Raw genomic sequence first — 26,923 nt, forward strand, 5'->3', positions numbered from 1 at the left:
TGTCTATTTTTGGGAGTTTTTCCGCATGCGTATCGCTTTCTGCTTTTTTCTGCTACTGCTCTCAACGGGTATGGAGGCGTCAGAGCTGACTGAATTACTGGAACAAGTAAAAGCTAACCCTCAAGCTCAATTGGCTGTACAGCAAAAACAACCAGCCAGTACTGCAAGCGATTTTTTCTTAGTAGCTTACAGTCACTATGCGCTGAGGAATAAAGAGGCGGCGCTTGAATTCAGCAATAAAGCTCTCACATTAGAACCAGACGCCGAGCTCGCAGCTCGTATTTTACTTATGCAAGCTCTAACCTATGGTGTTTTTTATCGCGACACAGAGCAGGCTCTTGAAAAATTAAAGTTAGCAGAGGCTATTTTGCCAACAGGCAACAACCCTGTGCTGCTTGCATTGCGAATGGACATTCTGGAGAGTTTTTCTCAAGCCTACAATCAACAAGGTAAGACTGAGCTTGCAATGAAAGCAGCCACTGAAAGTCTCGCTTTAGCCACCCAAACGGCGGATAAACAGCGTCAGTTGGATGCAATTATTATGTTGGGCCGTTTGCATTTGCAAAACAATCATTTAACTAAAGCCTATCAACATTTCAAATCCGCACTGCCCCTTGCCAGCGAATTAGCCGACCAACAGGCCATTGCATCTATTCATATGCGCTTGGGCATGGCCTATCAAAAGCTTGGGCAACATGAAAGGGCACTGCAGCATTTTGAAGAAAGCGCGAGACTTTATCAGCAATTAGATAGTCTAAGCAGTCAGATAAACGCCCTCATCAATATTGGCGACAGCCAGTTGGTTCTCAATCAAACAGATAAAGCACAAACTACTTATAATAAGGCTCTGAAACTAGCCTTGGACAATCAGGATCTCCATATGCTGATTTCTGTTTATGTCAGCTTGTCAGAGTTGGAGCTAGAACGAAACAACCTTGACCAGTCAGAACAATTACTACTCAAAGCCCATCAATTAGCCAGTCAGGTCTCAGCACAATCCATCAAATCCGAAACTGCGTTGTTTCTTGTCAACGTGTTTATCAAAAAACAAAACTTCAGTGCAGCTAAACAATTGTTAAATGAGGCGGTGCCACAACCGGATGAGTTACCGGGCTACCTGAAATACAAACATCTTGCCTTAAGCGCTGAACTGGCAGCCTTAGAGCAAAAGTGGCAACAAGCTTATTTATTGGAAAAATCAGCCAATCAACTGGAGATAGCTCAGCTAAACGACGATAGTAAAATCCAACTCGACAGTTTGCAAAGCAGTCTTGAATTACAGATGCAGCAAGAGAAACAACAACAGATGAGCAAAGAACAACAAAGCCAGTTACAACAATGGTTATTCATAAGTTTAGCTCTGCTAGCCATAACTCTGCTCGCTTTGCTTTTTTTCCTCAGTAAGCAGAAAAAAAATCGCTCCAACAAGCTGATACAGCAACCGCAATGGCGCAGCTTTACCGAGTTGTTATTGCATCATCACGGACTTAAAACTCAAGGTAAGCTGTTGGTGATCAGTCCAGGCCAAACGACAGTCATGCTGAAAAAAGGAGTGCAACAAGTCAACTCCGATCTGATTCAGTTCAGATCCCTGCTGGATCAGGCGTTATTTTGGGTAGAACAAGATCAGGAGTTCTGGCTGTACTGTGAATCAGAGCAACAGAGTCGTGACTTACAACATCAATTGTTACGAAGCTTACCTTCTGATTATCAGGCTGATTGCGCAGCATTCCCGCTGCATGCGCTCCTGTCTGAACCTATGTCTGAGAAGGACTTAGATGCACTTCGAGAACTGTACTGGTACAGCTTGTACTTAGCACAACAACAAGGGCTGCAAGGAGCTTTGCAAATTCACTACTACTGCCATCAAAACCGCCCTTGCTCCTGGCAGACAGATAACCTGCGCCAGGATCTATTTAACGCCATGAGTCTGGGCTTATTAGAAGTTCATGCTAATGACATATCCTTGAGTGACAAACTGCAACAACAATTGGCTCAGATCTAAATCTGTATCAAGTTTGTAGGCAATTCAAACGACATAGCGGTCTTGCGAAACGGGCAAGTAAACTTCAGTTTCACTGCCTGCAACATCAAACCTTGTGCATTTTTGTTACCTGAGCCATAAGCAGGATCGCCCATTACGGGATGGCCAGCCAAGGCAAAATGGCGGCGGATCTGGTGTTTACGACCTGTGATCAGCTTTACTCTGATAATGCTGCTGTGATGCTGTTCCGAATAAGACTCGAGCTCAAATTCGGTGGTACAGGCTTTGTCATCCAACACTGAATTGAGTTTACCTTCTGCCAGCAGTTGTTCTGATAACTGGCCTTTGACTTCAATCCGGTATTCTTTTTCAATTTTATGCTGTTGCATCATCAAACTAAAAGCGGCCGCGGCTTGTTTCGTATGAGCAATCAAAACCAGACCACTGGCTTCACGGTCCAACCTGTGTACTAAAAAGACCTGACGCTTACCCTGCCAGTGCAGCTCAGCAAAACGTAACAATGCCAGATGGTCTCCCCATTCGTTGCCTTGCGATAACATCCCCGCTGGCTTAAACCAAACACTGTAGCCGCGAGCTTCATGGATAAGAAGCGCTGGATCACAACTGCGCTGTAACAATTGTTCGTCGTAATTCAGCTCCAAACTATCTCCTGGCAGCAGATCAGCCTGTGTACGGCGTAGCCTTTTATTTTGCTTACCGCGGCGCCATAACACCGCACCTTTATTCATTGCATCTTTCAGCCGGCCTTTACTGAGTTGCGGAGCAGCAGCAACTAAAGCCTCAATAGCTTGTGTAGGTGTGGTGATCTGGAGTTTTTTCGATAGTTTCAAAATAGTTCTTCACTTAAAAACAAGTTCAGCCAGTATTCATGGCCATTGGCCTGTAATGATACCAAAGCTTAGGAGGCTCTGTGTATGCGTAATTTTTTTCTGGCTGGTTTATTTACTCTGGTTCCATTCTTAACTCTGGCGGCGCCTACCGAAGTGGCATCCACTAAAGAGTCTTTTAAGCTGCAGTCCGAACTGGCGGCAACACCAAAACCTAAGGCAACATTACGTAGCGGCGGCGCCCTCATACAAAGTGTGGAAAATAATGTCTGGTTTGACAGTATAGATATTTCCTTTGATACCGATTTAAACAAAAACGGCTTTTATCATAGCCTCTACCTGCGTTTTGACGCAGATACTAATTACAAATCTATTCCTGTCTATGCTCACTTTGCATTAAAACGTACCGGAGCGCCTGAAGTTATCATCCATACCAGCTCGATTTTCACCTTATATGGTACAAGTGCTGATGATTGGTTTGCGATAGAAAGCGACCTGTTACACAGCCTGCCTCCGGCTTATTATGATCTGGTGATCCGACTTTATGACGCGGACTACAATGATCTGTTGGCTGAGATTTCAGGCTTCGACGAACCAGCTTTAGCCAGACTTCCGCTGGAAGATTATTCTTATGACAAACCACAAGTGGTGGTAGTGAAAGAGGAGAGCGGCAGTCTGGGCTGGTTAAGTTTATTCGGACTTATCGGGATAGCCCTCAGCAGGCGCAAACTTAAACCCTATTAGTGAAATGCAGCCCCGCACCAAAGCGGGGCTTGTTCCAGATCTTATAAGTTTGCCTCGGCAAAAGAGGCAAGCCGGCTGCGTACTACCCCATTAAGATTCACTGTAGTGCTACCCTCAAAGTTTTTAAAACGTTCAACAATATAAGTTAAGCCTGAAGTCACTGCCGTGAGGTAGTTACTGTCTATTTGCGACAGGTTCCCTGAACAGATGAGCTTAGTACCTTCACCACAGCGGGTAATGATGGTTTTTAACTGGGCCGCACTTAAATTCTGACATTCATCCAAAAGTACTATCGCATTTTGAATACTGCGACCTCGCATAAAGTTCACCGACTTAAACTGAATATTCGCTTTGTCCATAATATATTGAACGCTGGCATGCGGATGCTCATCAGTTTTATGCAAGACTTCCAGTGAATCGGTGATAGCAGCCAGCCAGGGCGCCATTTTCTCTTCTTCGGTCCCGGGCAGGAAACCTATAGACTCAGCAATCTCTGGCGTGTTTCGGGTGACTATAACTTTGTCATAGACGCCCTTTTCAATGACCAACTCCAGCGCTGCGGCTAAAGCAATCAGAGTTTTACCACAACCTGCAGGCCCCGTCAGGATCACTAAATCCATATCAGGGTCGAGCAGAGCATTAAGTGCCATTGCCTGATAAATGTTTTTCGGGTGAATACCCCAAGCATGTTTGTGCATCAGACGCTCAAAACCTAAATCGAGAATTTTGATTTCTTGCTCATTGATTTCCAGCACCCGCCCAGCAAAAGTTTCAGCTTCGTCAATCAGATATTCATTCAGATAGGCATTAGGCAATACAGAGCGAGGCACAAAATGATAGGTATCACGACCTTCGTTATGGGTGCGACAATCTTTCACTACAGACCAAAAATCACCGGAAAACTTGTAATAACCTTTGTATAAAAACCGCACGTCGTCAATCAATTGGTCAGTACGATAATCTTCAACTAATTTCAGCCCTGCCCCTTTCGCTTTCAGGCGCATATTGATGTCTTTAGTCACCAGTATGACTTTGGTTGGTGCTTTTTCCCTCTGTAAAAATAAGGCGGTATTGATAATTAAATGATCGTTTTCACCACCGGGCAGACCCGGAATTTGGTCACTGATATGATGGTCGTTGATAATAAATAAATGGCCGGCACTTTTTTCTTCGGCGTGACTTGGTAAAGCGACACCTTGTAGCATTTGCTCCGGCGACGCGTCTTTGAGCACATCTTCCAAGGCACGAATTGCGATACGGGCTTCACGGCTGACGTCTTTGTGTTTATCTTTGATGTGGTCTAATTCTTCGAGCACTGTCATCGGTATGACAACGTCGTGTTCCTGAAAGTTTAAGAAGGCGAAAGGTTCATGCAGTAGAATGTTGGTGTCCAGAACGTATATTTTTTTATCTTTAGCTCTTCTTCGCGCCATAAGCAGCTCCTTAGCGACAATAAAAACCATGAAAGTTCATGGCAAAACAATCCGTCCACTGTATCTGAGTTGTAGGGTGTCTTTTTGGTTCAATCGAAGCAGAACCCTCAGTGCTTTTATTCATTTGATCTAAGCTTAGAGCAAAAATGCACTGTCTGTATGACCGATAGATGACGATTTTTAATCTATGGAAAAAAATACGTCATCTCAGCTGATGCGGTCTCAGGCTTTTCGCTGTACCATGACGCGCCATTTTCTGCAGTGAGGACAAGATGATAAAATTTGCTTTGGGTCAACGTTGGATCAGCGACAGTGAGTCGGATTTAGGTTTAGGTACAGTGATCGGGCAGGAAGGCAGGATGCTGACGTTGCTGTTCCCGGCCAGTGGTGAAAACCGTCTGTACTCGATTCAGGAAGCGCCGCTGACCCGTGTCCAGTTTAACCCGGGCGATACCGTCAAAAGTGCCGAAGGCTTCTCTGTGTTGATCAGTGAGGTGGAAAGCAAAAACGACTGTTTTATCTATCATGGCACTCGCACTGATACAGCTGAAACTGTTGCTTTGCGTGAGTTGTTCCTTGACCACTTTATCAGTTTCAGCCAGCCTCAGGACCGCATGTTCGCTGGTCAGGTCGATCGTTTTGAGACCTTTCCTCTACGTTACCAAAGCTGGCAGCACTTACATCAACAGCAACAAAGTCCATTGCAAGGCTTGGTGGGAGGCCGTATGAGCCTTATCCCACATCAGCTTTATATCGCAGAAGAAATAGCGAAACGTCACGCCCCACGGGTGTTATTGGCCGACGAAGTGGGTTTAGGTAAAACTATTGAAGCCGGCTTAATCATTCACCAGCAGGTACTGGCAGGTTTGGCCAAACGAGTGCTGGTTATTGTGCCTGAATCGCTGCAACATCAGTGGCTGGTCGAAATGCTACGTCGTTTTAACCTGAAGTTTTCAATTTTTGATGAGGAACGCTGCGTTGAATCCTCATTGGATGGTGGTAATCCGTTCGAAACCGAACAGCTGGTACTCACCAGTCTGGAATTTCTGGTGAAAAAACGTAGCCATCATCAAAAAGCTGTCGACGCAGACTGGGATTTATTGGTGGTAGACGAAGCTCACCATTTGCAATGGAGTGAGGAAGCGAGCAGTACTGAATACCAGCGTATTGAAGAACTGGCAGAAGGCACAGCGGGTTTAATTCTGCTGACAGCAACACCGGATCAGTTAGGGCACCAGAGCCATTTTGCCCGCTTACGTTTGTTAGATCCGAATCGTTTTCATGACTATCAGGCTTTTATTGCCGAAGAACAAAGCTACAAACAAATCGCAGATTTAGCAGCTGCGGTGATGGAACAAAGACCATTGAGTGACGCTTCAGCCGATGCTTTGACTCAGTTGTTAGCAGAAAGTGATATCAAAGCCGCCTTAGCCAGATTACAAAACTCTGCCTGTGCAACAGATGAAGTGGAGCAGGCGAAGCAAGAACTGCTGAATCAACTACTGGATCGTCACGGTACTGGCCGGATTTTATTCCGCAATAGTCGCAGCGCCATTGCAGGTTTCCCGCAACGTCAGCCACAAGCCGTCGCGTTGCCCTTGCCTGAGCAATATAAAAATGCGTTAAAAGTACAACAGGCTTTTAATAAACAACAAAGCCTTGAACAAAAGGCCAAAGCCAGCTTGTTCCCTGAGCGGGTATTTCAGGAGTTTGAAGGCAAAGCCAGCAGTTGGTGGCAGTTTGATCCAAGGGTTGATCACCTGATCACTCTGCTAAAACAGCACAAACGCAGTAAATTTTTACTGATTTGCGCCCATGCTGACACAGCCATTGCGCTGGAAGAGGCGGTAAGGGTTCGTGAAGGTATCCGGGCTTCCGTCTTCCATGAGGGCATGACTATTGTAGAGCGGGATATGGCAGCTGCCTATTTTGCTCAGGAAGATAACAGTGCTCAAATGCTGATCTGCTCTGAAATAGGGAGTGAAGGCCGTAACTTCCAATTTGCTCATCATCTGGTGCTATTTGATTTACCACTGAATCCTGATTTACTGGAGCAACGCATTGGCCGCTTAGACCGTATTGGTCAGACCCAGAATATTCAAATTCATATCCCTTATTTTGCCGATCATCCACAGCAAGTATTACTTGAATGGTATCAACAGGGCCTGCAGGCTCTCAGCCAGACCTGTCAAACGGGCCGATCGGTGTTTGAACAAGTGTCTACAGAGCTATTTGAGCTTCTTTGTGCCAACCTTATGGATCAAGATGCAGTTCAGGCACTTATCAGCAAAAGTGCTGAGTTGAACCAGCAGTTAAAACAAAAACTGGAGCAAGGTCGGGATAAGTTACTGGAAATGAATAGTTCTGGTCGCGGAAAAGCGAGCGAGCTGACCAGCGCCATAGCAGCCTTAGATGACGAAACAAGACTGCCTATGTTCATGCTACGCGCCTGGGATGTGTTGGGTGTCAATCAGGATGACAGAGGCGAAAACAGCATGGTCTTGACCATGTCAGAACATCTGCACAGCCACTACCCCATGTTAGATGATGATGGTATCAGCGTTACTTTTGACCGAGCCACAGCTTTAGCTCAGGAAGATATTCAGTTCTTAAGCTGGGATCATCCTATGGTTCAGGGCACGCTGGATATCCTCACCAATGAGCAAATGGGTAATAGTTCTGTTGCTTTACTACCCAACAAAGCATTGCCTGCAGGCACGTATTTTGTTGAGTTTATCTTTATCGTTGAAGCCAGCGCACCAAAAGAGTTACAGCTTGGCCGTTATTTGCCCGTCACTCCGATTCGTTTGCTTTTAGAAAAAAATGGGAAGAATCTGGCTGCAAATGTTGGCTTTGAGCAGTTTAATAAACAATTGAAACCTGTAGGCAGACAACCTGCGGCCAAGATGGTGAAAGCCTTACAAAGTTTTATTCATCCGTTGATAGGAAAGGCACAGGAACTGGCCTCTTTGCGTTTAACTGAAGTACAGCAGCAAGCTCAGCAATTGATGCAACAGAAACTTAACGCACAAATTGAGCGTTTACAGGCTTTGAGAAAGTTAAACCCCTCTGTCAGGCCAGAAGAAATTGCACATTTACAGCAACAACAACAAGACTTAACAGATTACATCAGTAAAGCAAGGTTAAAATTTGATGCACTGAGGGTCGTGGTTGTCAGCCATGACTAAAAGTGAATATAATGTTACTTGAATACAAGCCGCCGACAGAACCTTATCTGGATATCATCTATCAGGACGAAGATATTCTGATTTTGAATAAACCCAGCGGTTTACTCACTGTGCCAGGTAAAGCAGCAGAACACAAAGACAGTCTGGAATACCGAGTAAGGCTGGTGTGGCCGCTCGCTCGCATAGTACATAGGTTGGATATGGCTACTTCGGGTTTGGTCATCATGGCTATGCATGCACAAAGCCAACGTGATTTAAATAAGCAGTTTGAATTACGCCAGACCAAAAAGCGTTACTTAGCCAACCTAGAGGGACAGGTATCAGTCGACAGCGGCGTGGTTGATCTACCTTTAGTATGCGACTGGCCGAACCGCCCCAAACAAATGGTCCATTTTGGATCCGGAAAGCCGTCTTTAACGTTTTTTAAGGTGCTGGAGCGAACTTCACACCAAACGAAAGTAGAGCTTATTCCCATTACCGGACGCTCGCATCAGCTAAGGGTGCATATGTTATGGCTGGGGCATCCAATACTTGGGGATAAGTTTTATGGCACTGAACAAGGACAACGTTCAGTCACCCGGCTTCAATTGCATGCCAGATCCCTGGAGTTGAGACACCCAACATCAGGAACTGAACTGAAATTTGAAGCCGATTGCCCTTTTTAGGTTCAGGGTAAAAAGGCGATTTAAAACACTGTTAACCTAAGGTTCAGTTTTTTAAGGTAAACTAGGTACTGATCTGAGTAAATTGATGGATATCGTACAAAAACTTGTAACAAAGAGCGGCTGAATTTGCTTAAAATTTTTTATGTAAATAGAACGGCCGCCGAAATTGACTCTTAGGAGATATGGATGAAACTAAGTACTAGCGCAATTGCCATTATGGCAGCTTTATTGTCCTCAACTGTTTTAGCTGATAGTGCAAAGCCTGTTGTTACTGATCGTGCTTTTGGTTCAGTTTTTGCTGAATACTACCTGCCAGACACTGACAAAACTGAACGTCTTGAATGGAATTACCTGGATAAAGGCATAGGTTATGGCTTTGAGCTGGGTTACAACATTGATGAGACTTGGGCTGTGCGTTTTGAATACGCAAGGGATCGTCTGGAACAACTAACTTCTGACAACAAATTTGACGCAGACCGTTTTGGTATGGACGCGTTATACAATGTTGCAAATACTGGTATGTACCTTGTAGCTGGTCTGAAGCATTTCGAAGTAGAAAGCAGCCGTGATACTCAAGCTGTCAACATAGGTGCAGGTTACCGTCACTATGTCGGCGAGCGCGTGTCTTTATTCGCTGAAATGAATCGTTTCCAGGGTCTGACCAACAACAGCTATGCTGATGCCAATATCAAGCTTGGTATGTCAATGCTGTTTGGTGATGCACCAGCAGTTGCAGAACCAACCCCAGCTCCAGCGCCAGTAGCGCCTGTTGTAGTTGTTGCAGATAGCGACAAAGACGGTGTTCCTGATTCAACTGACCTGTGCCCAGGCACTCCATCTACTGACAAAGTAGATGCGACTGGTTGTTCGATCTTCACTGAAAAAGAAGTAAACTTCACGTTAAAAGCGCAGTTTGCCAATGATTCAGCTGAAATCAAACCAGAATATAACTCAGAAATCGCAGATTTAGCGGCTTTCTTAAAGCGCTTCCCTGGTACTGATGTTGAAATCGGTGGTCACGCTTCTAACGTTGGCGGTGCTGCATACAATCTGAAATTATCAGAGCGCCGTGCTGATGCGGTAGCAAAAGTACTGTTAAACGAGCATGGCATCAGTGCTAATCGTGTAACTGTCAAAGGCTACGGTGTTTCACGTCCAAAAGTTGCAGGTAATACTCCAGCAGCTCATGCAGCTAACCGCCGCATCGAAGCTGTAGTAACTGCAACTGTGAAAGAAAAAGTAGAGCGTTAATTTTTACGCTTAAAAAAACCGCCGCAAGGCGGTTTTTTTTCAGTTACATTCTGGCATTCTGCTTTTTAAGCTACTCTGTTCTATAAAGTTTTGTGCAGTGGCGCCGATATCTTGTCTAAGTCCTATCTTATAAAGCCATCTCTTATGCCATTTAAAGTTTCAGCTTTGGTAGTATTACTCAGTCTTCATGCTCAAATTGCTGAAGCTGTATCTACAGAGGAGTGGCACAAATCAGATTTAAGCTGGCAATTACCCGCTGATGAAGTGTCAGAGCTACAGGTTGGAGATAAGAGCTTTCTGGTATTAAAAAGGGCCGCGTTTACGCCAAAGGTAAAAGGCACCATATTGTTTATTCCTGATTGGTCTCAACATGCCGCCAGCCCTAAAAATTTGAATTTACTACGAAAAGAGTTCAACGACTACGGTTGGGACACACTGGCTATCGCGGTTCCTGATGCACCAGCAGAGGACAATATAGAAGATCTGCAAAACTACAAAGATCAGCTACAACAACGTATCGAGGTCGCGATGGATAGCGCCATAATAGAAAACACGACGGTCATTGTTATAGCGCAAGGAAGCAGCGCAGCGCTCGTCAGTCAACTTTATGCAGACAAAAAGTTAAAAGAACCCCAATCACTCATTTTGCTCGAGGCCTATTTGCCACAGGCAGAACAACAGCATGGCTTGCCTTTAGCCATAGCAAAACAGCAGGTCCCCACACTAGATTTGATGCAACAACAAGGTAACCAACAAGTCGCTGCTCAATGGAAAAAGCGGAAACAACTAGCAATACAACAGCAAAAATTATTGTATCGACAGCGGGAAATCAGTGGACTTGTTGCTCAGGCAGAAACCCAACAACGGGTATTTAAAGAAATTTATGGCTGGTTGAGTTATCAAGGCTATTAAATTGAGTTGAACTGAGGTGAAACTCAGTTCTGCGTTGCTAAAAACCAATTTATTCTCTGCCCTCGTTCAATGGAGACTCCCGACTATGCCACCTGTAGTCCAGACTGTATTGTTACTCACTGCCAGTAATACTTTTATGACTTTTGCCTGGTATGGTCATCTTAAACACTTTAAAAGCTCTGCTCTGTCTATAGCAATCGCCGTATCCTGGGGCATAGCTTTGCTTGAGTACATGCCCATGGTACCAGCCAATAGAATAGGTCATCAGGTACTAAGCCTGGCACAGCTGAAGATCTTGCAGGAAGTCATCACTTTAAGTGTCTTTATTCCATTTGCTGTCTTCTATATGAGGGAGCCATTTAAATGGAATTACTTCTACGCCGGCTTATGTTTGCTTGGAGCTGTTTATTTTATGTTTTTCCGCGACTAGGCTCTGTGCTTACGTATTAACTCATAAGCAGCCTGAATATCCTGAGTTTTTTGCTTTGCAACATCCATCAGCTCGGGCGGTAAGCCCTGTGACATTAATTTATCCGGATGATGCTGCGCCATCAGCTTTTTGTAGGCTTTTTTCAATTGAGTTTCAGAGCAGGCTGAACTGAGCCCTAATACGTTATAGGCATCCGTCAGACGATGCCCTGTCTCAGCAGTTCCACTGTGGTTACTTTTAGCAAAACGAGCTTCTGCTTCATACCTATTGAGCATATGTTCAAACTGAGTCTGATTAATACCTAATGCAGATGCTACCTGAGCTAGTATTTTCTGCTCTGCCTTGCTTAGATCTAAGTCGACATAAGCTGTGCTAATTTGAATTTCAAGAAACATCAGCAACAGATCGGATCTTGCCCTGAATACTGACTTAAACTCAGCCAACTGCTCAACTAGCGGAAAATCAGCCTGTTTACCATCGCGAAAAGCGGCTTGAGCTTCTTGTTTTTGTGTTGCAGTTAAACCCAGTTGCTCCATAAAAACAGTAGCTTGCTGAATATGGGATTGGGTGACAACTCCATTTGACTTTGCAACATGCCCCATCACTGCAAAAGTGTTATACCGAAAAATACCCTGAGCCTCTGCAGAGTCCCTTGAAAAAGCGCTGAACCCACCCTGTCTGGCAAATATTCCTCCGTAAGATTTGTCAAACCAGTGACCTATTAATAAACCTATAAAAAAACCAGGAATTTTCAGCAACGCCATACCAAAAAGCGCCCCCAGAATTTTACCCCACATGTGTTGACTCCAATTGCGCTGATAATTCAGTCAGCCGCTGTACAGTCCCAATGTCATGCCACTGCCCCTGATACAGCTCTGCCGTCACTTGATGTTGTGCCATAGCATCACGCAGATAAGGTGCTAATTTTTGTTTGCCTTCAGCCACCACACTGAAGAACTCAGGGCGATAAACAGCTATGCCACTGAACGTAAAACACTGTGTCGCTTCGGCCAGTGCCAAACCCTCTGCGCTGATACCAAAGTCACCTTTAGGATGCTGCAAAGGATTCGGTACTAACACCAGATGAGCAAGAATGCCGGGGGCTAGTTTATTCATCAGGCGCTGATAGGGGTAATCACTGAACACATCGCCATTGACTACAATAAAAGGCTCATCCCCTAACAGAACCAAGGCCTTTTTTATTCCACCTGCAGTTTCTAAACCTTCAGTACCTTCGTCGGAGTAACTGATGCTGATACCAAACTGTTCGCCTGTTCCCAAGTGTTGCGGCAGTAAATGTCCCAGCCAAGCATGGTTAATCACTATATGCCGCACAGCAGATTTACTCAGGGCTTCGAGGTGATAGTGGATCAATGGTTTACCGGCCACGGCAAGTAAAGGCTTAGGTAACAGATCGGTTAAAGGTCGCATCCGTTCACCACGACCTGCAGCCAGTATCATTGCTTTCATCTCAGGCTTGAGCCTCCAGTACAGGTTTGATCTTATTTTTCAGCCATAGATCCAGCTCCTGCAACTCAGGGTAATGCTGGGTCACCTCCAGCACATACTCGAACACGCGAGGTAAATCAGCCATATACCCTGATTTGCCATCTCGATGGTATAAGCGGCAAAAAATACCACACACTTTAATATGCCGCTGCAACCCCATCCAATCAAACCAAAGCTGAAACTGTTCAGCACTGATCTCTTCAGACAACTCAGCTTGCCGTTGCAAATCACAATAAAACTCATGGCCCCATGCCAACACCAGTTCTGTTGACCACTTGATATAACAATCCTTCAACAAAGACACGGCATCATAAGTCACAGGGCCAGTCACCAGATCCTGAAAATCAATGACCGCCAAACTACCATCTTGTTGTAGCATCAAATTACGAGCATGATAATCCCGATGCATGCCAGCCTGAGGCTGCTGCAGAGCTGTATTGGCAAGCAACTGAAAATGTCGCTGCAACATGGCTTGTTCTTGTTCGCTGAGCGTCAGCTGGAGATGCTTGTGCACAAACCAATCAGTAAAAATTTGCATTTCCCGCATCAAAAATGCCTGATCAAATACAGGTAAAGGCCCGTCAGTTGTAGCTGTTATAGTGCGGATCTGAGCTAATTGCGCCAGCGCCTGACGATACAAAGCAGGTGCTGTTTCCTGAGTTAATTCAGTTAATAACAAGGTGTCACCCAAATCACTCAAGATCAATAAACCCTGTTGAATGTCCTGTGCAATAATCTGAGGAACGCGCAATCCTGCTTGTACACAAGCTTGTTGAGTGGCCACAAAACGGCCGCAATCCTCGGCAGGCGTCGGGGCATCCATCAAAATATAGCTGTTTTGTGCTACAGAAAAACGAAAGTAACGTCTGAAGCTGGCATCTCCGGTAATAGGCTCGAGGCAAATAGCTTCACCAGGAAAACAGGCTGTCAAAAAACATTGAATGAACTGCATTCGATCTGCCACAAGATCCCTCATCATCAGATTAAAGCCAGCACTATAACGGATTAGCAGGATCGGGAAAATTGATTTATTATAGCCAACCTGGTGTTCCAGCCCTTTTCACCTGTTTCACATAGTGTACTAAGTAGGTTGCATGACTCATTCTTTGATCTACCGCCTTATTATCATGGCGCTTGGTATTCCTTATCTCGCCCATGCAGAAGAGCTAACACCTCAACCTATCCAGCAATGTTATCGAGCTGTAGAAATGCCGCCAAAGTTGAGCCAGCTGTCAGCAAAGGACAACAGGCTACAAATATTGTCTGACCGGGTCCGTATGTTGAAGGACCAAACTACTGTTTTTGATGGCAATATTGAAGTGATTTACCGCAATACGATGTTAAATGCCACAAACGCTGAGGTAAATCAGAAAAATCAAACCTTGCTAGCCAGCGGCGGTATTCAGTACTACAGCCCGGGTTTAAAAGTCAGCAGCAGTCATTTCACCGCACTGCTCAAAGAAGATAAAGCCATATTGGGTGAAGCCGATTACCAGTTGGTTAGTCAGTCTGGGCGAGGTTTTGCTCAGGAGATGAGTGCAGACAAACAGCAAATAAACTTAATCCAGGCCAGTTTCACCACCTGCCCAGCGAATGATAATAGCTGGGCCTTGCATGCAAACAAAATTAATATCAATGCTGACGACGGCTGGGGTGAAGCCTGGCACTCTGTGATTAAAATCCAGGATGTGCCCGTCTTTTATTTGCCTTATATGACCTTTCCTGTCAGCGATAAACGCAAAAGTGGGTTATTGTTCCCAAAGATTGGTAGCTCGCAGAAATTAGGGCTGGACTTTGAGACCCCTTATTATCTCAATCTGGCTGAAAATTATGATGCAACTATCAGCCCACGCTTTATGAGTAAAAGAGGAGCTCAACTGAACACTGAATTCCGCTATCTGACTGAGAATCACAATGGTCGACTTCAACTGGAAATTTTACCTGATGATAATGACAAACCTGCTGATTTTGGCAGTCGCTACTTAACTCATTTTAGCCATAGCGGAGAGTTATCTGAACGTTGGCGTACCAGTGTGGATTTTACGGATGTAAGCGACGATGCCTACTTGTCTGAAATAGGGTCTGGCTACAATAACCAAAGCGATACGCAACTGTATCGCCAAGCAAGTCTGAGTTATTTTGGTGATTACCTAAACTCAGAAATCAGACTGCAAGGCTTTGAAATCCTAGGGAACTATCTGCAGTCCTACGCAGCTTTACCACAAATTAATTTGGACTCTGCAGCACCGACAGATTTAGCCGCAGGATTTGAATTTCACTGGCACAGCCAATACGCTCATTTTCGCAATGACAGTGCTCTCATCGATAGTGCAGATCGCTTACACCTTGAACCAAGCATCATTTGGCCTTTAATCACACCAGCCTTAGAGCTTGTCGCAGAAACCAGTCTGCTGCATACCCGTTATCAGCAAAATTCCAGTCAAGACAATCTGTTGCTGCAAAAAGAAATCAGCAGAACAGTGCCTAAAGTTCAGCTCAATGCAAAATTGAATATGGAAAGGGAATTAAGCTGGGACAATTCGGGTTCATTGCAAACGCTTGAACCTCAAATACAGTATCTGTACATTCCCTACCGCGATCAGTCCATGATTGGGCTCTACGACACTGCACCTTTACAGGACGATTATTACGGCTTGTTCCGTGAAAACAGATATTCAGGCCTCGACAGAATTGCCGATACCAATCAGGTAACGCTGGGCTGGACAACTCGCCTTTATGATTCAGAAGATTCAGAGCTATTTCGTTTCAGCCTGGGTCAGATTGTGTTTCTTAATGATCCAAAGCCAATAGATCATTTATTGCCTGACGCCAAGCAACCAGCAGATTCGGTATTAGCCTCTGAGCTTTTATGGAACTGGAGCCAGGGCTGGTACTTAAATACCGCACTGCAATATGATTCCAGTAATGAGCGGATGGTCAAAAGCAATGTCACTTTAGATTACATAGCTGATGATAAAAGCTTAATCCAGTTGAACCACAGATACAGTCGTGAGGTCTCAGATTACGAAATTGCACAATTAGGATTTTTGGGAACCACACCAATTGACGATCAATGGAAACTGATTGCCAGTTATTATCGTGACATCAACAAGCATCATATGATAGAAGCTAACCTTGGTTTGCAATATGAATCTTGTTGCTGGGCAATTCGAGTGGTTGCTAAGCGCCAAATCAATACCAACCTTGAATTGGCGTTAGACGATTTGTCCCAACCTCCTACCTTTGACAACGGTATAGCCGTACAATTTGTTTTAAAAGGTTTTGGTGAGGGTGCAGGTTTCTCAGTCAACGACATGTTATCGAACGGAATTTTTGGTTATAGACGCCCATATTTACTAAATAATTAATGTAGGAACCTATGAAGTTACAACTTTTGATTGCCAGCTCTGTGGCCGCATTTCTGGTCTTTTCGAGCCAGGCGGCAGAACAAAAGATCGACGGCGTTGCTGCTATAGTCAACAACGGTGTCGTATTGGATACTGAAGTGACCGACATGGTCAACAAAGTGAAACGCAATGCTCAAAGCCAAGGGCAAACTTTACCTTCAGACCGCGCTTTACGCACTCAGGCATTGGAGCGTTTGATCAGTAATAGTTTGCAAATGCAGATGGCAAGCCGCATGGGATTGCAGATCACTGACCCGCAACTGGATCAAGCACTGGAAAACGTAGCCAGAGGCGAAAACCTGACGATGGACCAATTCCGGCAACGTATAGTGGCGGAAGAAGGCGACTATCAACAGTTTAGAGAACGTTTCCGAGAAGAAATCACTACGGGTGAAGTTTTGAGGGCGAATGTACAACGCCGTATCTATATCAGCCCTCAGGAAATAGACAGCCTGATGAAAGTAATGGAAGAACAAGGCGCTTCGAATGAGCAATACAATATTGGTCACATTCTGATCTCTATTCCAAGTCAGGGTAGCTCAGAAGAAATAGCTGAAGCCAAAGATCGTGCCGACAAAGTGATGAAGTTATTGCGGGAAGGTAGCGATTTTAAAAAGTTGGCTATTGCCTCCTCGTCTGATGGCACTGCTCTTGACGGAGGTGACATGGGCTGGATGAACATTAATGAAATGCCTACCCTTTTTTCTGATGCGATTCGCGGCAAAAAGAAAACAGATATGATAGGTCCTTTGCGCTCAGGTGCTGGTTTTCATATTCTGACTATTTTTGATATTCGCGGTGCCAATGTGGCGGAGATGAATGAAGTAAAATCTCGCCATGTGTTGATCAAACCATCGATCATCATGAGCGAAGAAAAAGCCCGTGATACCTTAAAGCAGTTTGCAGCTGACTTTAAAGCCGGCAAAGCAGATTTCGCCGAATTTGCCAGCGCAAACTCTGAAGACCCGGGTTCAAAGCTAAAAGGTGGTGATTTGGGTTGGGCGGATCCGGCTATGTATGTACCTGCCTTTCGCGATACATTAAACAGCCTGCAATTGCAGGAGCTAAGTGAACCTTTCCGCACTGAACATGGCTGGCATATAGTGCAGTTATTAGACAAACGCGTAGTTGATATGACGGCAGAAAAAAAGCAGGACCAAGTCTATCGTATGTTGTTTAATCGCCGCTTCAACGAAGAACAAGCTAACTTTCTGCGTGAACTTCGTGATCAGGCTTTTATCGAAGTACTGGCGGATACTGAATGACCTTAAAGATCGCAATCACCCCAGGTGAGCCTGCAGGTATAGGTCCTGATCTGGTGGTGATGTTGGCACAACAAAGCTGGCCAGTGCAGCTGGTTGTATGTGCTAACGCGGAAATGTTAAAACAAAGGGCGGCAATGCTGAAGCTGCCGCTTCAGCTTCTGCCTTATGACCCTGCTCAGCCTGCACAACCTCAACAAGCAGGCACTCTTAGCTGTGTTGATTTTTCTACTGAAGCAGCTGTAGTAGCAGGTCAATTGAATGAAGCCAACGGTCGTTATGTGGTGGAGACTCTGCACTATGTAGGTGAACAGTGTATGTCTGCTGAATTTGATGCGATAGTTACAGGCCCTGTCCACAAAGGCAATATTAATAAAGCCGGTATTCCTTTCAGTGGCCACACCGAATATTTTGCGCATCTTTCCAACACGCCTTATGTAGTCATGATGTTGGCGACTGAAGGTTTACGGGTTGCACTGGCAACAACTCATATACCACTGGCTTATGTGGCCAAAGCTATTACCAAAGAGCGCTTGCACAAAGTGATCTCGGTATTGCATCACGACTTACAAACTAAGTTTGCCATCGCCTCCCCCGTTATTTATGTCTGCGGTTTAAATCCGCATGCCGGAGAAGACGGGCATCTTGGACGCGAAGAAATAGATATCATCAGTCCGGCTTTGGAAGAACTACGTTTACAAGGCATGAACCTGATAGGTCCTTTGCCCGCTGATACCTTGTTTCAGGCTAAATACCTGGATCACGCCGACGCAGTCTTGGCGATGTACCATGACCAAGGCTTACCTGTGCTGAAACATAAAGGTTTTGGTCGTTCGGTGAATATCAGCCTTGGTTTACCTTTAATCAGAACATCAGTCGACCATGGTACTGCGCTGGATTTAGCCGGCACAGGAAAAGCCGACCCCGGAAGTTTATTCCATGCCCTGGAACAAGCCATTTATTTAGCGCAAAGAGCCAAGTTATCACATGACAGATAAAGTACACCTGGGACACACAGCACGAAAACGTTTTGGTCAGAACTTCTTACACGACCCTGTCGTCATTGAACGTATTGTAAAAGCCATTAATCCAAAACCAACAGATGTATTGGTTGAAATAGGTCCAGGCTTGGGCGCTATTACTGAGCCTGTCGTAGAAAAGGCCGGTCACCTGACAGTCATAGAACTGGATAGAGACCTTGCCCAACGTTTACAGGAACATCCTGTGATGGCTGGGAAACTGATTATCCATCAGGCTGATGCAATGAAATTTGATTTTCGTCAGTTAGTGCAACCCGGTAAAAAATTGAAAGTATTCGGTAACTTGCCTTACAACATCTCTACGCCTCTGTTATTCCACCTTTTTGACTATGCAGACGATATTGAAAATATGCATTTTATGCTGCAAAAAGAAGTGGTAGAGCGCATGACTGCAGGACATGGTTCCAAAACTTATGGACGCCTATCGGTGATGACGCAGTTCTTTTGTCATGCAATGCCGGTAGTTGAAGTAGGCCCAGGTGCATTCAAGCCAGCACCTAAAGTTCATTCAGCTGTGGTACGCCTTATCCCTAAACCAATTTCAGAACGCCAGGATGTACCTGTCGCTGTATTAAACAGAGTTTGTCTGGAAGCATTTAACCAGCGCCGTAAGACGCTACGAAACTGCTTCAGCAACTTCGCAACCGCTGAACAAATCATAGAAATGGGGATAGACCCAAGCTTACGCCCTGAACAACTGAGTGTTGAGCAATTTATTGGTATCGCACGTTGGCTGCATCAGCAAGAGCAACATCAATTATGACCCTGAGTTTTGAAATACCTGTCTCAGTTGAGACTTTTTATGTGGCAGCTCAATCGGATGCTGCTTCAAGCAGGTATGTTTTTGCTTATACCATTACTATCAAAAACAATAGCTCTGAGACTGTACAGCTACTCAAACGCTATTGGCTTATCACAGACGCAAATGGTAAAGAAACTGAAGTACATGGTGACGGCGTAGTGGGCGAGCAACCACAACTCGCGCCAGGTTCAAGTTACAGCTATACCAGTGGCGCTGTTTTAGAAACCCCAGTTGGTACCATGCAAGGTCACTATGAAATGACAAGCCAAAGCCAAGTAAGCTTTAAGACCGCTATTCCGTTATTTCGTTTAGCTTTGCCTAATATTCTGAACTAACCTTATGGCAAGTTATGTTATAGGGGATGTGCAAGGCTGCTTCAAGCAGCTTCAATCTCTGTTAGCTAAAATCAACTTTGATCCAAAAGCGGATGAATTATGGTTTTGCGGTGACTTAGTGGCACGGGGTCCAGACTCATTAGCGACCTTGCGTTTTATACATGCTTTGGGCACAAAAGCAAAAATAGTACTAGGGAATCATGATTTACATTTTTTAGCCTGTGTCTATGGGTTTGCCAAAGTCGACCCTAAAGATCAACTTGATGAGTTGCTAAAAGCCCCTGATCTATCTGAGCTTGTGAATTGGCTTCAACAACAACCTCTAATGCATTTTGACGCAGAACGAAATGTGCTACTTGTGCATGCAGGTTTAGCTCCGGATTGGGATTTATCTGTAGCACTGACCACAACAGCAGAGGTCAGCCAACTGTTAAAAGACTCGCCGGAAAAGCTGTTTGCCGTGATGTATGGTAACACCCCTAGTCTTTGGTCTGATGCGAAAACTGATGAAGATCGCTGGCGTTTCGCCATCAACAGTTGTACCAGAATGAGGTTTTGTCTTTCAAATGGAGCACTTGAACTCAAAGAAAAGCGCCACCCGGAAAAAGTAACTACTCTGCGTCCATGGTATGAGTTCTGGGAACGAAAATCGCACCCTATGATCTTTTTTGGGCATTGGGCAGCTTTGATGGGGCATAGCCCAGTTGATGGCATTTATGCTTTGGACACTGGGTGTGTTTGGGGAAATTATTTAACAGCCTATTGTATTGAAACAACACAGCGTTATAGTGTTTGTGACTAAAAATAAAGCTATAATGCTTCGCTATTTAAAACGTTGTACATTGAATTTTTATTGTGTGGTGACAGGGCCAATAATGCCCTTTTAGCCTGGATACTGGGAGTAAGGTTATGAAGTTAACGGTAGCACTTCGGATTATTGGTGGTTTTGGTGTCATTTCACTCCTGCTACTGGTGATCGGTATTACCTCGTACATGAGCTTGAATAGTATCAATGCCTCAACCACGCAAGTAAACGAAATATCTATACCAGCACTTGAAAACAGTGCAGTGTTACAAAGTGAATTTGTGACAATGAGCAAAATCAGTTTGCAGGCTTTTTATGCAACTGAAGTGAAACAAATAAAAGAGCTGGAAACACAGATTGCTAAAGAATATGTGTTATATGAAAACGCAGCAAAAGCACTAGAAGGCGTAGTCACCTCCGAGGATACGCTAGCTAAGTCGTTTAAAGAGGTCTCTGCCGCTTTTGCAGCATTAAGTCCCATCAGTAAAAAACTATTTGTTGAATTAAGCAAAAGCTTGACTCTCCGTGATCAAATCACAAGTCAATTATCCGACGTAGAACTTAACGCAGACGATTCAGCTTCGTTATTGCTCGATTTTAGTGATGTCAGAGATGTAAATCGCCGTTTTCCTGAAGCAAGTAAAGCAGCAACTGAATTGGAAACTGGTTTGAATACGCTCGTAAGCGTGGTCGTTGATTTAACCCGCACCACCTCAGTTACTACAGCAGACACAATTGCCAACGAAGTAAAATCACGATTGGAAGGTGTGACTCAGCAGATGAATACCATTAAGACTGAAGCTGGTGCTGGTGTAGATATGGTTGCCGATTTAGATGAGAAAATCACCGCTATCAATGATTTATTGGCTGGTGATGAAGGCATACTGACGTTAAAAGCACAAATGTTGGCAGCCTCTGCTGAAGCTCAAAAATTACTGGCTCAGACTGAGACACACAACAAAACAGCGCTGGACAGTTTGAACCAACTGTTATCAGGTGCCAGAACTGTAGCGGGTGAAATTCAGGCTGAAGCTCAATCTGATGTATCAAGCGCTATTACAACTATCTTCCTTGTGGTGCTGATCTCTATTGGTTTGGCCGTAGGTATAGCTATGGTGACAGTACGCAGCATCACAGTTCCATTGTCTAAAGTGAACGAAATTTTAGGTGTGGTTGCTTCAGGTGACTTAACTAAACGCCTGGATGATAAAGCTCAGGATGAATTTGGTGATCTGGCGCGTAACTGCAACCAGGTTATTACTAACTTACGACAGCTGATCCAAGGCATTATCTCACGCTCCACTCAGCTTGCTGCAGCATCTGAGCAGACTTCAGCAATTACCATAGAGACCACTACTGCCATTCGTGAACAAAAATCACAAGTGACTCAGGCCGCTACAGCAACAACTGAAATGAGCAGCACCTCACAAGGTGTAATGCAAAGCTCAAATGATGCTTTGGCCGAAATTAAGAACGCAGACAGTGAAGCTGAACGGGTTAAGGTTATTTCTGAAAATAACAAGCAGACCATACTGCAGTTGTCTAAAGAAGTGGATCAGGCTTCCACTGTGATCAATAAACTGCATAAAGACAGCGCTTCAATCGGCAGCATCCTTGATGTGATCCGTGGCATAGCAGAACAAACCAACTTGCTGGCATTAAACGCTGCTATCGAAGCAGCTCGCGCTGGCGAACAAGGTCGTGGTTTTGCTGTAGTAGCAGATGAAGTTCGCTCTCTGGCGAGCAAAACTCAAGCATCGACTCAGGAAATACAGGCGATGATTCAGGTGCTGCAAACCGGAGCTCACGCAGCTGTCGAAGCGATGAACAAAGGTAAGAAGCAGGCTGAAAATTGTGTGACTCAAACTGAAGTTGCAGCTCAGGCCCTTGAGTCTATTACTAATGCGGTTCATCTTGCACATGACATGAGTGAGCAAATCTCTCATGCTGCCAAAGAACAAAATCAGGTTTCAAACGAAATAAGCCATCTGTTGGAATCTATTGTGACTATTGCTGAACAAACAGCTTCAGGTGCTGAACAAACCTCTCAATCCAGTCATGAAGTGGCTCGATTAGCAGAAGAATTACGCCAGTCTGTAGATCAGTTCAAAGTTTGAACTGATCTCTAGCTTAAATAAAAAATCCGCCTTTAGGCGGATTTTTTATTTAAATTGTGTGAATAGTTTAATCGCCACTACCAGCTCGTTCTTTCAACACAGCCAATAAAGGTGATGCAGCAAAACCATTGCCTTCAGCCCAGGCAGCATCTCCTGCAGCTGCAACATGAGCTGAGGGTAGCTGTTTAACAATGAACTCGCCAACATCGGCAGCATTATGCTTAATCGCAAACCGAACCAGACTATCACCGTTACAGGTCACACCATCATAAATATTACGTAAACGCAGGCGGTAGTCACTTAACACTTTGCGTAATCTATTCTTATCGTCAGCCTTGACATAATCGCACATCGAAGCCGCTAACTGGTCGTCAGCATGCACCACCGGAGCCACTAATACTGCACCGGCCACCACTACACCACAGAACACTGCTGGCAACAATTTCATACATCACTCCTGAATCAGTCAAAAAACAGACAAATTCATAGTAGCAATATGTAGCAAGAGGCGCAATGAAGACCTGTTTATTCTCTGTTCAGTGTACGGAAATGATAGGAATGGGGATTTTGAGGGTCGGGTGGATGTGACTCTGAAGCAACTTCAAGCCAGTTCGCAGCTTTACTATAATCAGGGAAAAAAGCATCGCCTTCAACGCTAAGATCAATATCGGTAATATACAGAGTGTCAGCTAAAGGCAGTACCTGACGATAAATCTCAGCTCCACCTATAACCATCACCTCATCTTCGTGCTTCACCAAAGCAAATGCCTGCTCAATGCTTTGCACCCAGTCTGCATCAGTACTGAGCGCTCCGCTCTGCCTGCTGATCACAATATTACGGCGACCTGGCAAGGCTTTACCTATAGATTGATACGTTTTACGGCCCATAATCACCGGCTTACCTAAAGTCACTTTTTTAAAATGCTTCAGATCAGCCGGTAAATGCCAAGGCATCTGGTTGTTTTTGCCGATGACTCTGTTATTGGCCATAGCCGCTATCATTGCAATCCGCATTCTCACCTCAGCGCTTGTAAATGACTTCGACGTCGTAATCGTCTTCATCGAAATCATCATCATCCAGGTCATCCTCTACTGATAAGACGTCCTGATGATAATCATCCCATTTGAAGTTAACAGCGTCTTCAATCTGCTCTCTTGGTTTTTCAACTGGTAATAATTCAATGTAATTCAGAATATCTGCAGCTAAACGTTCGGTGTTAGTTCGGCTGGCAGCAGCGATTCTATGAACCTCACCTTCCCAGTTGATGGCTTTAGTAACACGCTCAATCACTTCTTCCAGCTCATCTTCCAGCACTAAATCCAGTTTATTAAAGACTAACCAACGTGGTTTATTGGCCAATTTGTCACTGTATTTATCTAATTCTTTTAAAATAGTCACAGCATTTTCAGCAGGATCAGAACCATCAGCAGGCAGTACATCAACAACGTGCAATAATAAGCGGCAACGTTCTAAGTGTTTTAAGAACTGTATACCTAAGCCTGCCCCCTCAGCTGCACCTTCAATCAAGCCAGGAATATCAGCTATTACGAAAGAGCGATGACTTTCCACCCGAACGACCCCCAGATTGGGCACCAGCGTGGTAAAAGGATAATCAGCAACTTTCGGCTTAGCTGAAGATACAGCTCGAATAAGTGTCGATTTACCAGCATTGGGCAGGCCTAATAAGCCTACATCAGCGAGCAGCAGCAATTCTAAGCGGATATTACGAACTTCCCCTGGCGTACCATTGGTTTTCTTGCGCGGCGCTCTGTTGGTGCTACTGGTAAAGCGGGCGTTACCCAATCCATGCCAGCCACCTTTAGCTATCATCAGCTTCTGACCGTTTTTGGTCAAATCGCCAATCACTTCTGCGGTATCTATATCCACAGCGCGTGTCCCTACCGGCACACGTAAAATCATGTCATCACCACGTTTACCGGTACAGTTGGTACTCATACCATTCTGACCACGTTCTGCCTGGTGATACTTTTCAAACTGATAGTCCACCAAAGTGTTCAGGTTAGTGTCAGCCATTAAATAAACATCGCCACCATCACCACCGTCACCACCATTTGGGCCACCTTTGGCGACAAACTTTTCGCGACGGAAACTGACAATACCGTTGCCGCCATCGCCGGCTTCAACCCGAATTTCTGCTTCATCTACGAATTTCATCTGGACTATCCTGATCTAAAAAAACTATGGCTCATTATACTATCAATTCTGCCCGCACATGAATGCACATAGCTGGGCTCTGATGAATTGAAAGCAACAAAACTGATATTCAGTACATTGAATAATCAGACTTTGATCGATTCTTAATAAAAAAGCCCCGCACTAGGCGGGGCTTTTCGAATCTATGCGTCGTTATTCGCTAACGATGCTTACGAACTTGCGATTGTTTTCGCCTTTCGTTTCGAATTGCACTTTACCGTCAGTTAAGGCGAATAATGTGTGGTCTTTACCTATACCAACATTACTACCAGCGTGGAACTTAGTACCACGTTGACGAACGATGATGTTACCAGCTAACACTGACTCACCACCAAAACGTTTCACACCTAAGCGTTTCGCTTCTGAATCGCGACCGTTACGAGTGCTACCTACACCTTTTTTACTTGCCATGAGTAGTTACTCCTTCGATTACGCGCTGATGCCGGTAATTTTCACTTCTGTAAACCACTGGCGGTGACCAGCTTGTTTACGGTAGTGCTTACGACGACGGAATTTGACGATTTTAACTTTATCGCCACGGCCATGGTTGACCACTTCCGCTGTTACTTTACTGCCTTCAACTAAAGGAGTACCGATCTTGATGTCTTCGCCGTTAGCGATCATCAGAGCTGAAAATTCAATAGTTGCGCCGGTTTCTAAGTCTAGTTTTTCTAGACGAAGGGTTTGCCCTTCCGTTACACGGTGCTGTTTACCACCACTTTGGAAAACCGCGTACATAGTTAACTCCGTACAAATCACGCCGACTTTTAAGGGCGTGTTAATTATAATCACAGGGCGCGAATTGTACGCAATTTCCCCTACCCTCGCAAGCACAATTATTAAAAAGATCAGTGAGCAGTAAAAAGGATCGGGTTTTACTTTAGCTGATCAGCTGCAATGGTGTAGAATCAGCGTCATTGTATACCTAAGCAGTTGTTTTACCAGATGACGCTCGAAGAGATCCGCCTGCTCAGTCTTGATGACATGACGGCCGTTAACCAACATATATTCTCTCAGCTTAGCTCTGAGGTGGCGCTGATTAATCAGCTCGGTATTTATATAGTCAATAGTGGTGGCAAACGCCTGCGCCCACTGTTAGCTGTATTGGCTGCCCGCGCGCTGGGTTATCAGGGCCAACAACATATTACCCTCGCCACTATAGTCGAATTCATTCATACCGCCACTTTGCTGCACGATGACGTTGTGGATGAATCCATGCTGCGCCGTGGCAAAGAGACGGCTAATGCGGTCTTTGGTAATCAAGCCAGTGTGTTAGTTGGTGACTTCCTTTATACCAGAGCCTTCCAGCTGATGGTGTCGCTGGATAAAATGCAAATCATGCAAATCCTCGCTGATGCCACCAATATCATCGCTGAAGGCGAAGTATTGCAGTTGATGAATGTCAACGACCCGGAAACATCCGAACAGAATTATATGCAGGTGATTTACTGCAAAACAGCTAAATTATTTGAAGCTGCTACCCAGCTTGCTGCTATTTTGGCAAATCAGCCCGAAGCTGTGGTGAACGCTATGAAGCTCTACGGTATGCATTTAGGTACCGCATTCCAGTTAATTGACGATGTACTGGATTATCAGGCTGATGCGGATGAACTGGGTAAAAACATCGGCGACGATTTAGCTGAAGGTAAACCTACCCTGCCATTGATTTATGCGCTACGTCATACTAGTGGTGAAGAGCATCAGCTACTGAAAGATGCCATAGAACATGCCAACGGTATGCAACATCTGGAACGCATAATGGCCATACTGGAACGCACCAAAGCTTTTGATTACACTAGAGCCATGGCAGACCAGGAAGCTGAAAAAGCTCGCCAGGCTATAGCATTTTTACCAGAATCTGGTTACAAAGACGCTTTGTTGACCTTGGCCGATATCGCTGTGCAACGCAATCACTAAAACAATCTGCCTTAAAAGCAAAAGCCAGCTTAAGCTGGCTTTTTTATTCTCAGAACAAT

Annotated in this window: 25 protein-coding genes; 15 read left to right on the forward strand and 10 right to left on the reverse strand. The window is 44.8% G+C overall.

Features of this window, described 5'->3' with window-relative positions; genetic code table 11:
• Positions 1 to 25 precede the first annotated feature (25 nt).
• Positions 26 to 2,005, forward strand: a complete 1,980-nt coding sequence (locus tag EMM73_RS12085; protein WP_127686694.1) for a tetratricopeptide repeat protein — start codon at positions 26 to 28, stop codon at positions 2,003 to 2,005.
• Here the strand turns inward: EMM73_RS12085 and EMM73_RS12090 are convergent.
• Positions 2,002 to 2,835 (reverse strand): RluA family pseudouridine synthase, encoded by an 834-nt coding sequence (locus EMM73_RS12090; protein ID WP_186435204.1) that lies wholly within the window; start codon positions 2,833 to 2,835, stop codon positions 2,002 to 2,004. The genes EMM73_RS12085 and EMM73_RS12090 overlap by 4 nt on opposite strands.
• Before the next feature lie 84 nt (positions 2,836 to 2,919).
• Here EMM73_RS12090 and EMM73_RS12095 point away from each other — a divergent pair, with 84 nt between their 5' ends.
• Positions 2,920 to 3,576: a choice-of-anchor H family protein gene (locus EMM73_RS12095; RefSeq protein WP_127686695.1), complete on the forward strand. Its 657-nt coding sequence runs from the start codon at positions 2,920 to 2,922 to the stop codon at positions 3,574 to 3,576.
• Between the two features lie 41 nt (positions 3,577 to 3,617).
• Here the strand turns inward: EMM73_RS12095 and EMM73_RS12100 are convergent, their stop codons facing one another.
• Positions 3,618 to 5,009: a PhoH family protein gene (locus EMM73_RS12100; protein WP_127686696.1), complete on the reverse strand. Its 1,392-nt coding sequence runs from the start codon at positions 5,007 to 5,009 to the stop codon at positions 3,618 to 3,620.
• Between the two features lie 272 nt (positions 5,010 to 5,281).
• On the opposite strand from EMM73_RS12100, the gene rapA reads away from it, so the two are divergent.
• The 5 genes from rapA to EMM73_RS12125 all read left to right on the forward strand — a co-directional run bounded on the left by rapA (position 5,282) and on the right by EMM73_RS12125 (position 11,455).
• Complete coding sequence (rapA, locus tag EMM73_RS12105; protein WP_222422656.1) at positions 5,282 to 8,197, forward strand: RNA polymerase-associated protein RapA; 2,916 nt, start codon at positions 5,282 to 5,284, stop codon at positions 8,195 to 8,197.
• Positions 8,198 to 8,208: 11 nt separating this feature from the next.
• Positions 8,209 to 8,862 carry an RluA family pseudouridine synthase gene (locus EMM73_RS12110; protein WP_186435205.1) on the forward strand — a complete coding sequence of 218 codons (654 nt, stop codon included), beginning with the start codon at positions 8,209 to 8,211 and terminating at the stop codon, positions 8,860 to 8,862.
• A 186-nt stretch (positions 8,863 to 9,048) separates the two neighbouring features.
• Positions 9,049 to 10,113, forward strand: a complete 1,065-nt coding sequence (locus tag EMM73_RS12115; protein WP_127686697.1) for an OmpA family protein — start codon at positions 9,049 to 9,051, stop codon at positions 10,111 to 10,113.
• A gap of 144 nt (positions 10,114 to 10,257) precedes the next feature.
• Positions 10,258 to 11,025 (forward strand): DUF3530 family protein, encoded by a 768-nt coding sequence (locus tag EMM73_RS12120; RefSeq protein ID WP_127686698.1) that lies wholly within the window; start codon positions 10,258 to 10,260, stop codon positions 11,023 to 11,025.
• Between the two features lie 85 nt (positions 11,026 to 11,110).
• Positions 11,111 to 11,455: a DMT family protein gene (locus EMM73_RS12125; RefSeq protein ID WP_127686699.1), complete on the forward strand. Its 345-nt coding sequence runs from the start codon at positions 11,111 to 11,113 to the stop codon at positions 11,453 to 11,455.
• On the opposite strand, the gene djlA is transcribed toward EMM73_RS12125, so the two are convergent.
• The 3 genes from djlA to EMM73_RS12140 are packed head-to-tail and all read right to left on the reverse strand — an operon-like array spanning position 11,452 to position 13,916.
• Entirely contained in the window at positions 11,452 to 12,252 is an 801-nt protein-coding gene (gene djlA / locus EMM73_RS12130; RefSeq protein ID WP_127686700.1) for a co-chaperone DjlA, read from the reverse strand. The two genes, EMM73_RS12125 and djlA, sit on opposite strands and share 4 nt — an antisense overlap.
• Entirely contained in the window at positions 12,242 to 12,925 is a 684-nt protein-coding gene (murU, locus tag EMM73_RS12135; protein ID WP_127686701.1) for an N-acetylmuramate alpha-1-phosphate uridylyltransferase MurU, read from the reverse strand. The genes djlA and murU overlap by 11 nt, the downstream gene beginning before the upstream one ends.
• A 1-nt stretch (position 12,926) precedes the next feature.
• Positions 12,927 to 13,916, reverse strand: coding sequence for an aminoglycoside phosphotransferase family protein (locus EMM73_RS12140; protein ID WP_127686702.1), 990 nt, complete (start codon positions 13,914 to 13,916; stop codon positions 12,927 to 12,929).
• Between the two features lie 142 nt (positions 13,917 to 14,058).
• Here EMM73_RS12140 and EMM73_RS12145 point away from each other — a divergent pair, with 142 nt between their 5' ends.
• From EMM73_RS12145 to EMM73_RS12175, 7 genes are all read left to right on the forward strand, one after another.
• A complete protein-coding gene (locus EMM73_RS12145; RefSeq protein ID WP_127686703.1) occupies positions 14,059 to 16,332 on the forward strand; it encodes an LPS-assembly protein LptD in 2,274 nt (757 codons plus the stop codon).
• A gap of 11 nt (positions 16,333 to 16,343) precedes the next feature.
• Positions 16,344 to 17,636 (forward strand): peptidylprolyl isomerase SurA, encoded by a 1,293-nt coding sequence (surA, locus tag EMM73_RS12150; protein ID WP_127686704.1) that lies wholly within the window; start codon positions 16,344 to 16,346, stop codon positions 17,634 to 17,636.
• Positions 17,633 to 18,631: a 4-hydroxythreonine-4-phosphate dehydrogenase PdxA gene (pdxA, locus tag EMM73_RS12155; protein ID WP_127686705.1), complete on the forward strand. Its 999-nt coding sequence runs from the start codon at positions 17,633 to 17,635 to the stop codon at positions 18,629 to 18,631. The genes surA and pdxA overlap by 4 nt, the downstream gene beginning before the upstream one ends.
• Positions 18,621 to 19,436, forward strand: a complete 816-nt coding sequence (rsmA, locus tag EMM73_RS12160; RefSeq protein WP_127686706.1) for a 16S rRNA (adenine(1518)-N(6)/adenine(1519)-N(6))-dimethyltransferase RsmA — start codon at positions 18,621 to 18,623, stop codon at positions 19,434 to 19,436. The genes pdxA and rsmA overlap by 11 nt, the downstream gene beginning before the upstream one ends.
• On the forward strand, positions 19,433 to 19,810 hold the full coding sequence (gene apaG / locus EMM73_RS12165; RefSeq protein WP_127686707.1) for a Co2+/Mg2+ efflux protein ApaG: 378 nt from the start codon (positions 19,433 to 19,435) through the stop codon (positions 19,808 to 19,810). The genes rsmA and apaG overlap by 4 nt, the downstream gene beginning before the upstream one ends.
• Before the next feature lie 4 nt (positions 19,811 to 19,814).
• Positions 19,815 to 20,612 carry a symmetrical bis(5'-nucleosyl)-tetraphosphatase gene (locus EMM73_RS12170; RefSeq protein ID WP_127686708.1) on the forward strand — a complete coding sequence of 266 codons (798 nt, stop codon included), beginning with the start codon at positions 19,815 to 19,817 and terminating at the stop codon, positions 20,610 to 20,612.
• A 107-nt stretch (positions 20,613 to 20,719) separates the two neighbouring features.
• Complete coding sequence (locus tag EMM73_RS12175; RefSeq protein ID WP_127686709.1) at positions 20,720 to 22,732, forward strand: HAMP domain-containing methyl-accepting chemotaxis protein; 2,013 nt, start codon at positions 20,720 to 20,722, stop codon at positions 22,730 to 22,732.
• Between the two features lie 67 nt (positions 22,733 to 22,799).
• Here the strand turns inward: EMM73_RS12175 and EMM73_RS12180 are convergent, their stop codons facing one another.
• The 5 genes from EMM73_RS12180 to rplU form a co-directional block, all read right to left on the reverse strand.
• Positions 22,800 to 23,180, reverse strand: a complete 381-nt coding sequence (locus EMM73_RS12180) for a DUF3718 domain-containing protein (protein ID WP_127686710.1) — start codon at positions 23,178 to 23,180, stop codon at positions 22,800 to 22,802.
• A gap of 77 nt (positions 23,181 to 23,257) precedes the next feature.
• Positions 23,258 to 23,746: a type 3 dihydrofolate reductase gene (gene folA, locus EMM73_RS12185; RefSeq protein ID WP_127686711.1), complete on the reverse strand. Its 489-nt coding sequence runs from the start codon at positions 23,744 to 23,746 to the stop codon at positions 23,258 to 23,260.
• Positions 23,747 to 23,753: 7 nt separating this feature from the next.
• Entirely contained in the window at positions 23,754 to 24,908 is a 1,155-nt protein-coding gene (gene cgtA / locus EMM73_RS12190; protein ID WP_127686712.1) for an Obg family GTPase CgtA, read from the reverse strand.
• A 192-nt stretch (positions 24,909 to 25,100) separates the two neighbouring features.
• A complete protein-coding gene (gene rpmA, locus EMM73_RS12195; RefSeq protein WP_127686713.1) occupies positions 25,101 to 25,358 on the reverse strand; it encodes a 50S ribosomal protein L27 in 258 nt (85 codons plus the stop codon).
• Between the two features lie 18 nt (positions 25,359 to 25,376).
• Positions 25,377 to 25,685 (reverse strand): 50S ribosomal protein L21, encoded by a 309-nt coding sequence (rplU, locus tag EMM73_RS12200; protein WP_008899666.1) that lies wholly within the window; start codon positions 25,683 to 25,685, stop codon positions 25,377 to 25,379.
• 207 nt (positions 25,686 to 25,892) lie between these two features.
• Between rplU and ispB the strand changes: the two genes are divergently transcribed.
• Positions 25,893 to 26,864, forward strand: a complete 972-nt coding sequence (gene ispB, locus EMM73_RS12205; protein ID WP_127686714.1) for an octaprenyl diphosphate synthase — start codon at positions 25,893 to 25,895, stop codon at positions 26,862 to 26,864.
• Positions 26,865 to 26,923 lie beyond the last annotated feature (59 nt).

The organism is Rheinheimera sediminis (assembly GCF_004005375.1).
In the GTDB taxonomy this organism is placed as follows: Bacteria; Pseudomonadota; Gammaproteobacteria; order Enterobacterales; family Alteromonadaceae; genus Pararheinheimera.

What these genes read in the sequence shown, in the direction of transcription:
- EMM73_RS12085 (WP_127686694.1), top strand. Translation starts at nt 26, where the DNA reads ATGCGTATCGCTTTCTGCTTTTTTCTGCTACTGCTCTCAACGGGTATG.
- EMM73_RS12095 (WP_127686695.1), top strand. Translation starts at nt 2,920, where the DNA reads ATGCGTAATTTTTTTCTGGCTGGTTTATTTACTCTGGTTCCATTCTTA.
- EMM73_RS12100 (WP_127686696.1), bottom strand. Translation starts at nt 5,009, where the DNA reads ATGGCGCGAAGAAGAGCTAAAGATAAAAAAATATACGTTCTGGACACC.
- rapA (WP_222422656.1), top strand. Translation starts at nt 5,282, where the DNA reads ATGATAAAATTTGCTTTGGGTCAACGTTGGATCAGCGACAGTGAGTCG.
- EMM73_RS12110 (WP_186435205.1), top strand. Translation starts at nt 8,209, where the DNA reads ATGTTACTTGAATACAAGCCGCCGACAGAACCTTATCTGGATATCATC.
- EMM73_RS12115 (WP_127686697.1), top strand. Translation starts at nt 9,049, where the DNA reads ATGAAACTAAGTACTAGCGCAATTGCCATTATGGCAGCTTTATTGTCC.
- EMM73_RS12120 (WP_127686698.1), top strand. Translation starts at nt 10,258, where the DNA reads ATGCCATTTAAAGTTTCAGCTTTGGTAGTATTACTCAGTCTTCATGCT.
- EMM73_RS12125 (WP_127686699.1), top strand. Translation starts at nt 11,111, where the DNA reads ATGCCACCTGTAGTCCAGACTGTATTGTTACTCACTGCCAGTAATACT.
- djlA (WP_127686700.1), bottom strand. Translation starts at nt 12,252, where the DNA reads ATGTGGGGTAAAATTCTGGGGGCGCTTTTTGGTATGGCGTTGCTGAAA.
- murU (WP_127686701.1), bottom strand. Translation starts at nt 12,925, where the DNA reads ATGAAAGCAATGATACTGGCTGCAGGTCGTGGTGAACGGATGCGACCT.
- EMM73_RS12140 (WP_127686702.1), bottom strand. Translation starts at nt 13,916, where the DNA reads ATGCAGTTCATTCAATGTTTTTTGACAGCCTGTTTTCCTGGTGAAGCT.
- EMM73_RS12145 (WP_127686703.1), top strand. Translation starts at nt 14,059, where the DNA reads ATGACTCATTCTTTGATCTACCGCCTTATTATCATGGCGCTTGGTATT.
- surA (WP_127686704.1), top strand. Translation starts at nt 16,344, where the DNA reads ATGAAGTTACAACTTTTGATTGCCAGCTCTGTGGCCGCATTTCTGGTC.
- pdxA (WP_127686705.1), top strand. Translation starts at nt 17,633, where the DNA reads ATGACCTTAAAGATCGCAATCACCCCAGGTGAGCCTGCAGGTATAGGT.
- rsmA (WP_127686706.1), top strand. Translation starts at nt 18,621, where the DNA reads ATGACAGATAAAGTACACCTGGGACACACAGCACGAAAACGTTTTGGT.
- apaG (WP_127686707.1), top strand. Translation starts at nt 19,433, where the DNA reads ATGACCCTGAGTTTTGAAATACCTGTCTCAGTTGAGACTTTTTATGTG.
- EMM73_RS12170 (WP_127686708.1), top strand. Translation starts at nt 19,815, where the DNA reads ATGGCAAGTTATGTTATAGGGGATGTGCAAGGCTGCTTCAAGCAGCTT.
- EMM73_RS12175 (WP_127686709.1), top strand. Translation starts at nt 20,720, where the DNA reads ATGAAGTTAACGGTAGCACTTCGGATTATTGGTGGTTTTGGTGTCATT.
- EMM73_RS12180 (WP_127686710.1), bottom strand. Translation starts at nt 23,180, where the DNA reads ATGAAATTGTTGCCAGCAGTGTTCTGTGGTGTAGTGGTGGCCGGTGCA.
- folA (WP_127686711.1), bottom strand. Translation starts at nt 23,746, where the DNA reads ATGCGGATTGCAATGATAGCGGCTATGGCCAATAACAGAGTCATCGGC.
- cgtA (WP_127686712.1), bottom strand. Translation starts at nt 24,908, where the DNA reads ATGAAATTCGTAGATGAAGCAGAAATTCGGGTTGAAGCCGGCGATGGC.
- rpmA (WP_127686713.1), bottom strand. Translation starts at nt 25,358, where the DNA reads ATGGCAAGTAAAAAAGGTGTAGGTAGCACTCGTAACGGTCGCGATTCA.
- rplU (WP_008899666.1), bottom strand. Translation starts at nt 25,685, where the DNA reads ATGTACGCGGTTTTCCAAAGTGGTGGTAAACAGCACCGTGTAACGGAA.
- ispB (WP_127686714.1), top strand. Translation starts at nt 25,893, where the DNA reads ATGACGCTCGAAGAGATCCGCCTGCTCAGTCTTGATGACATGACGGCC.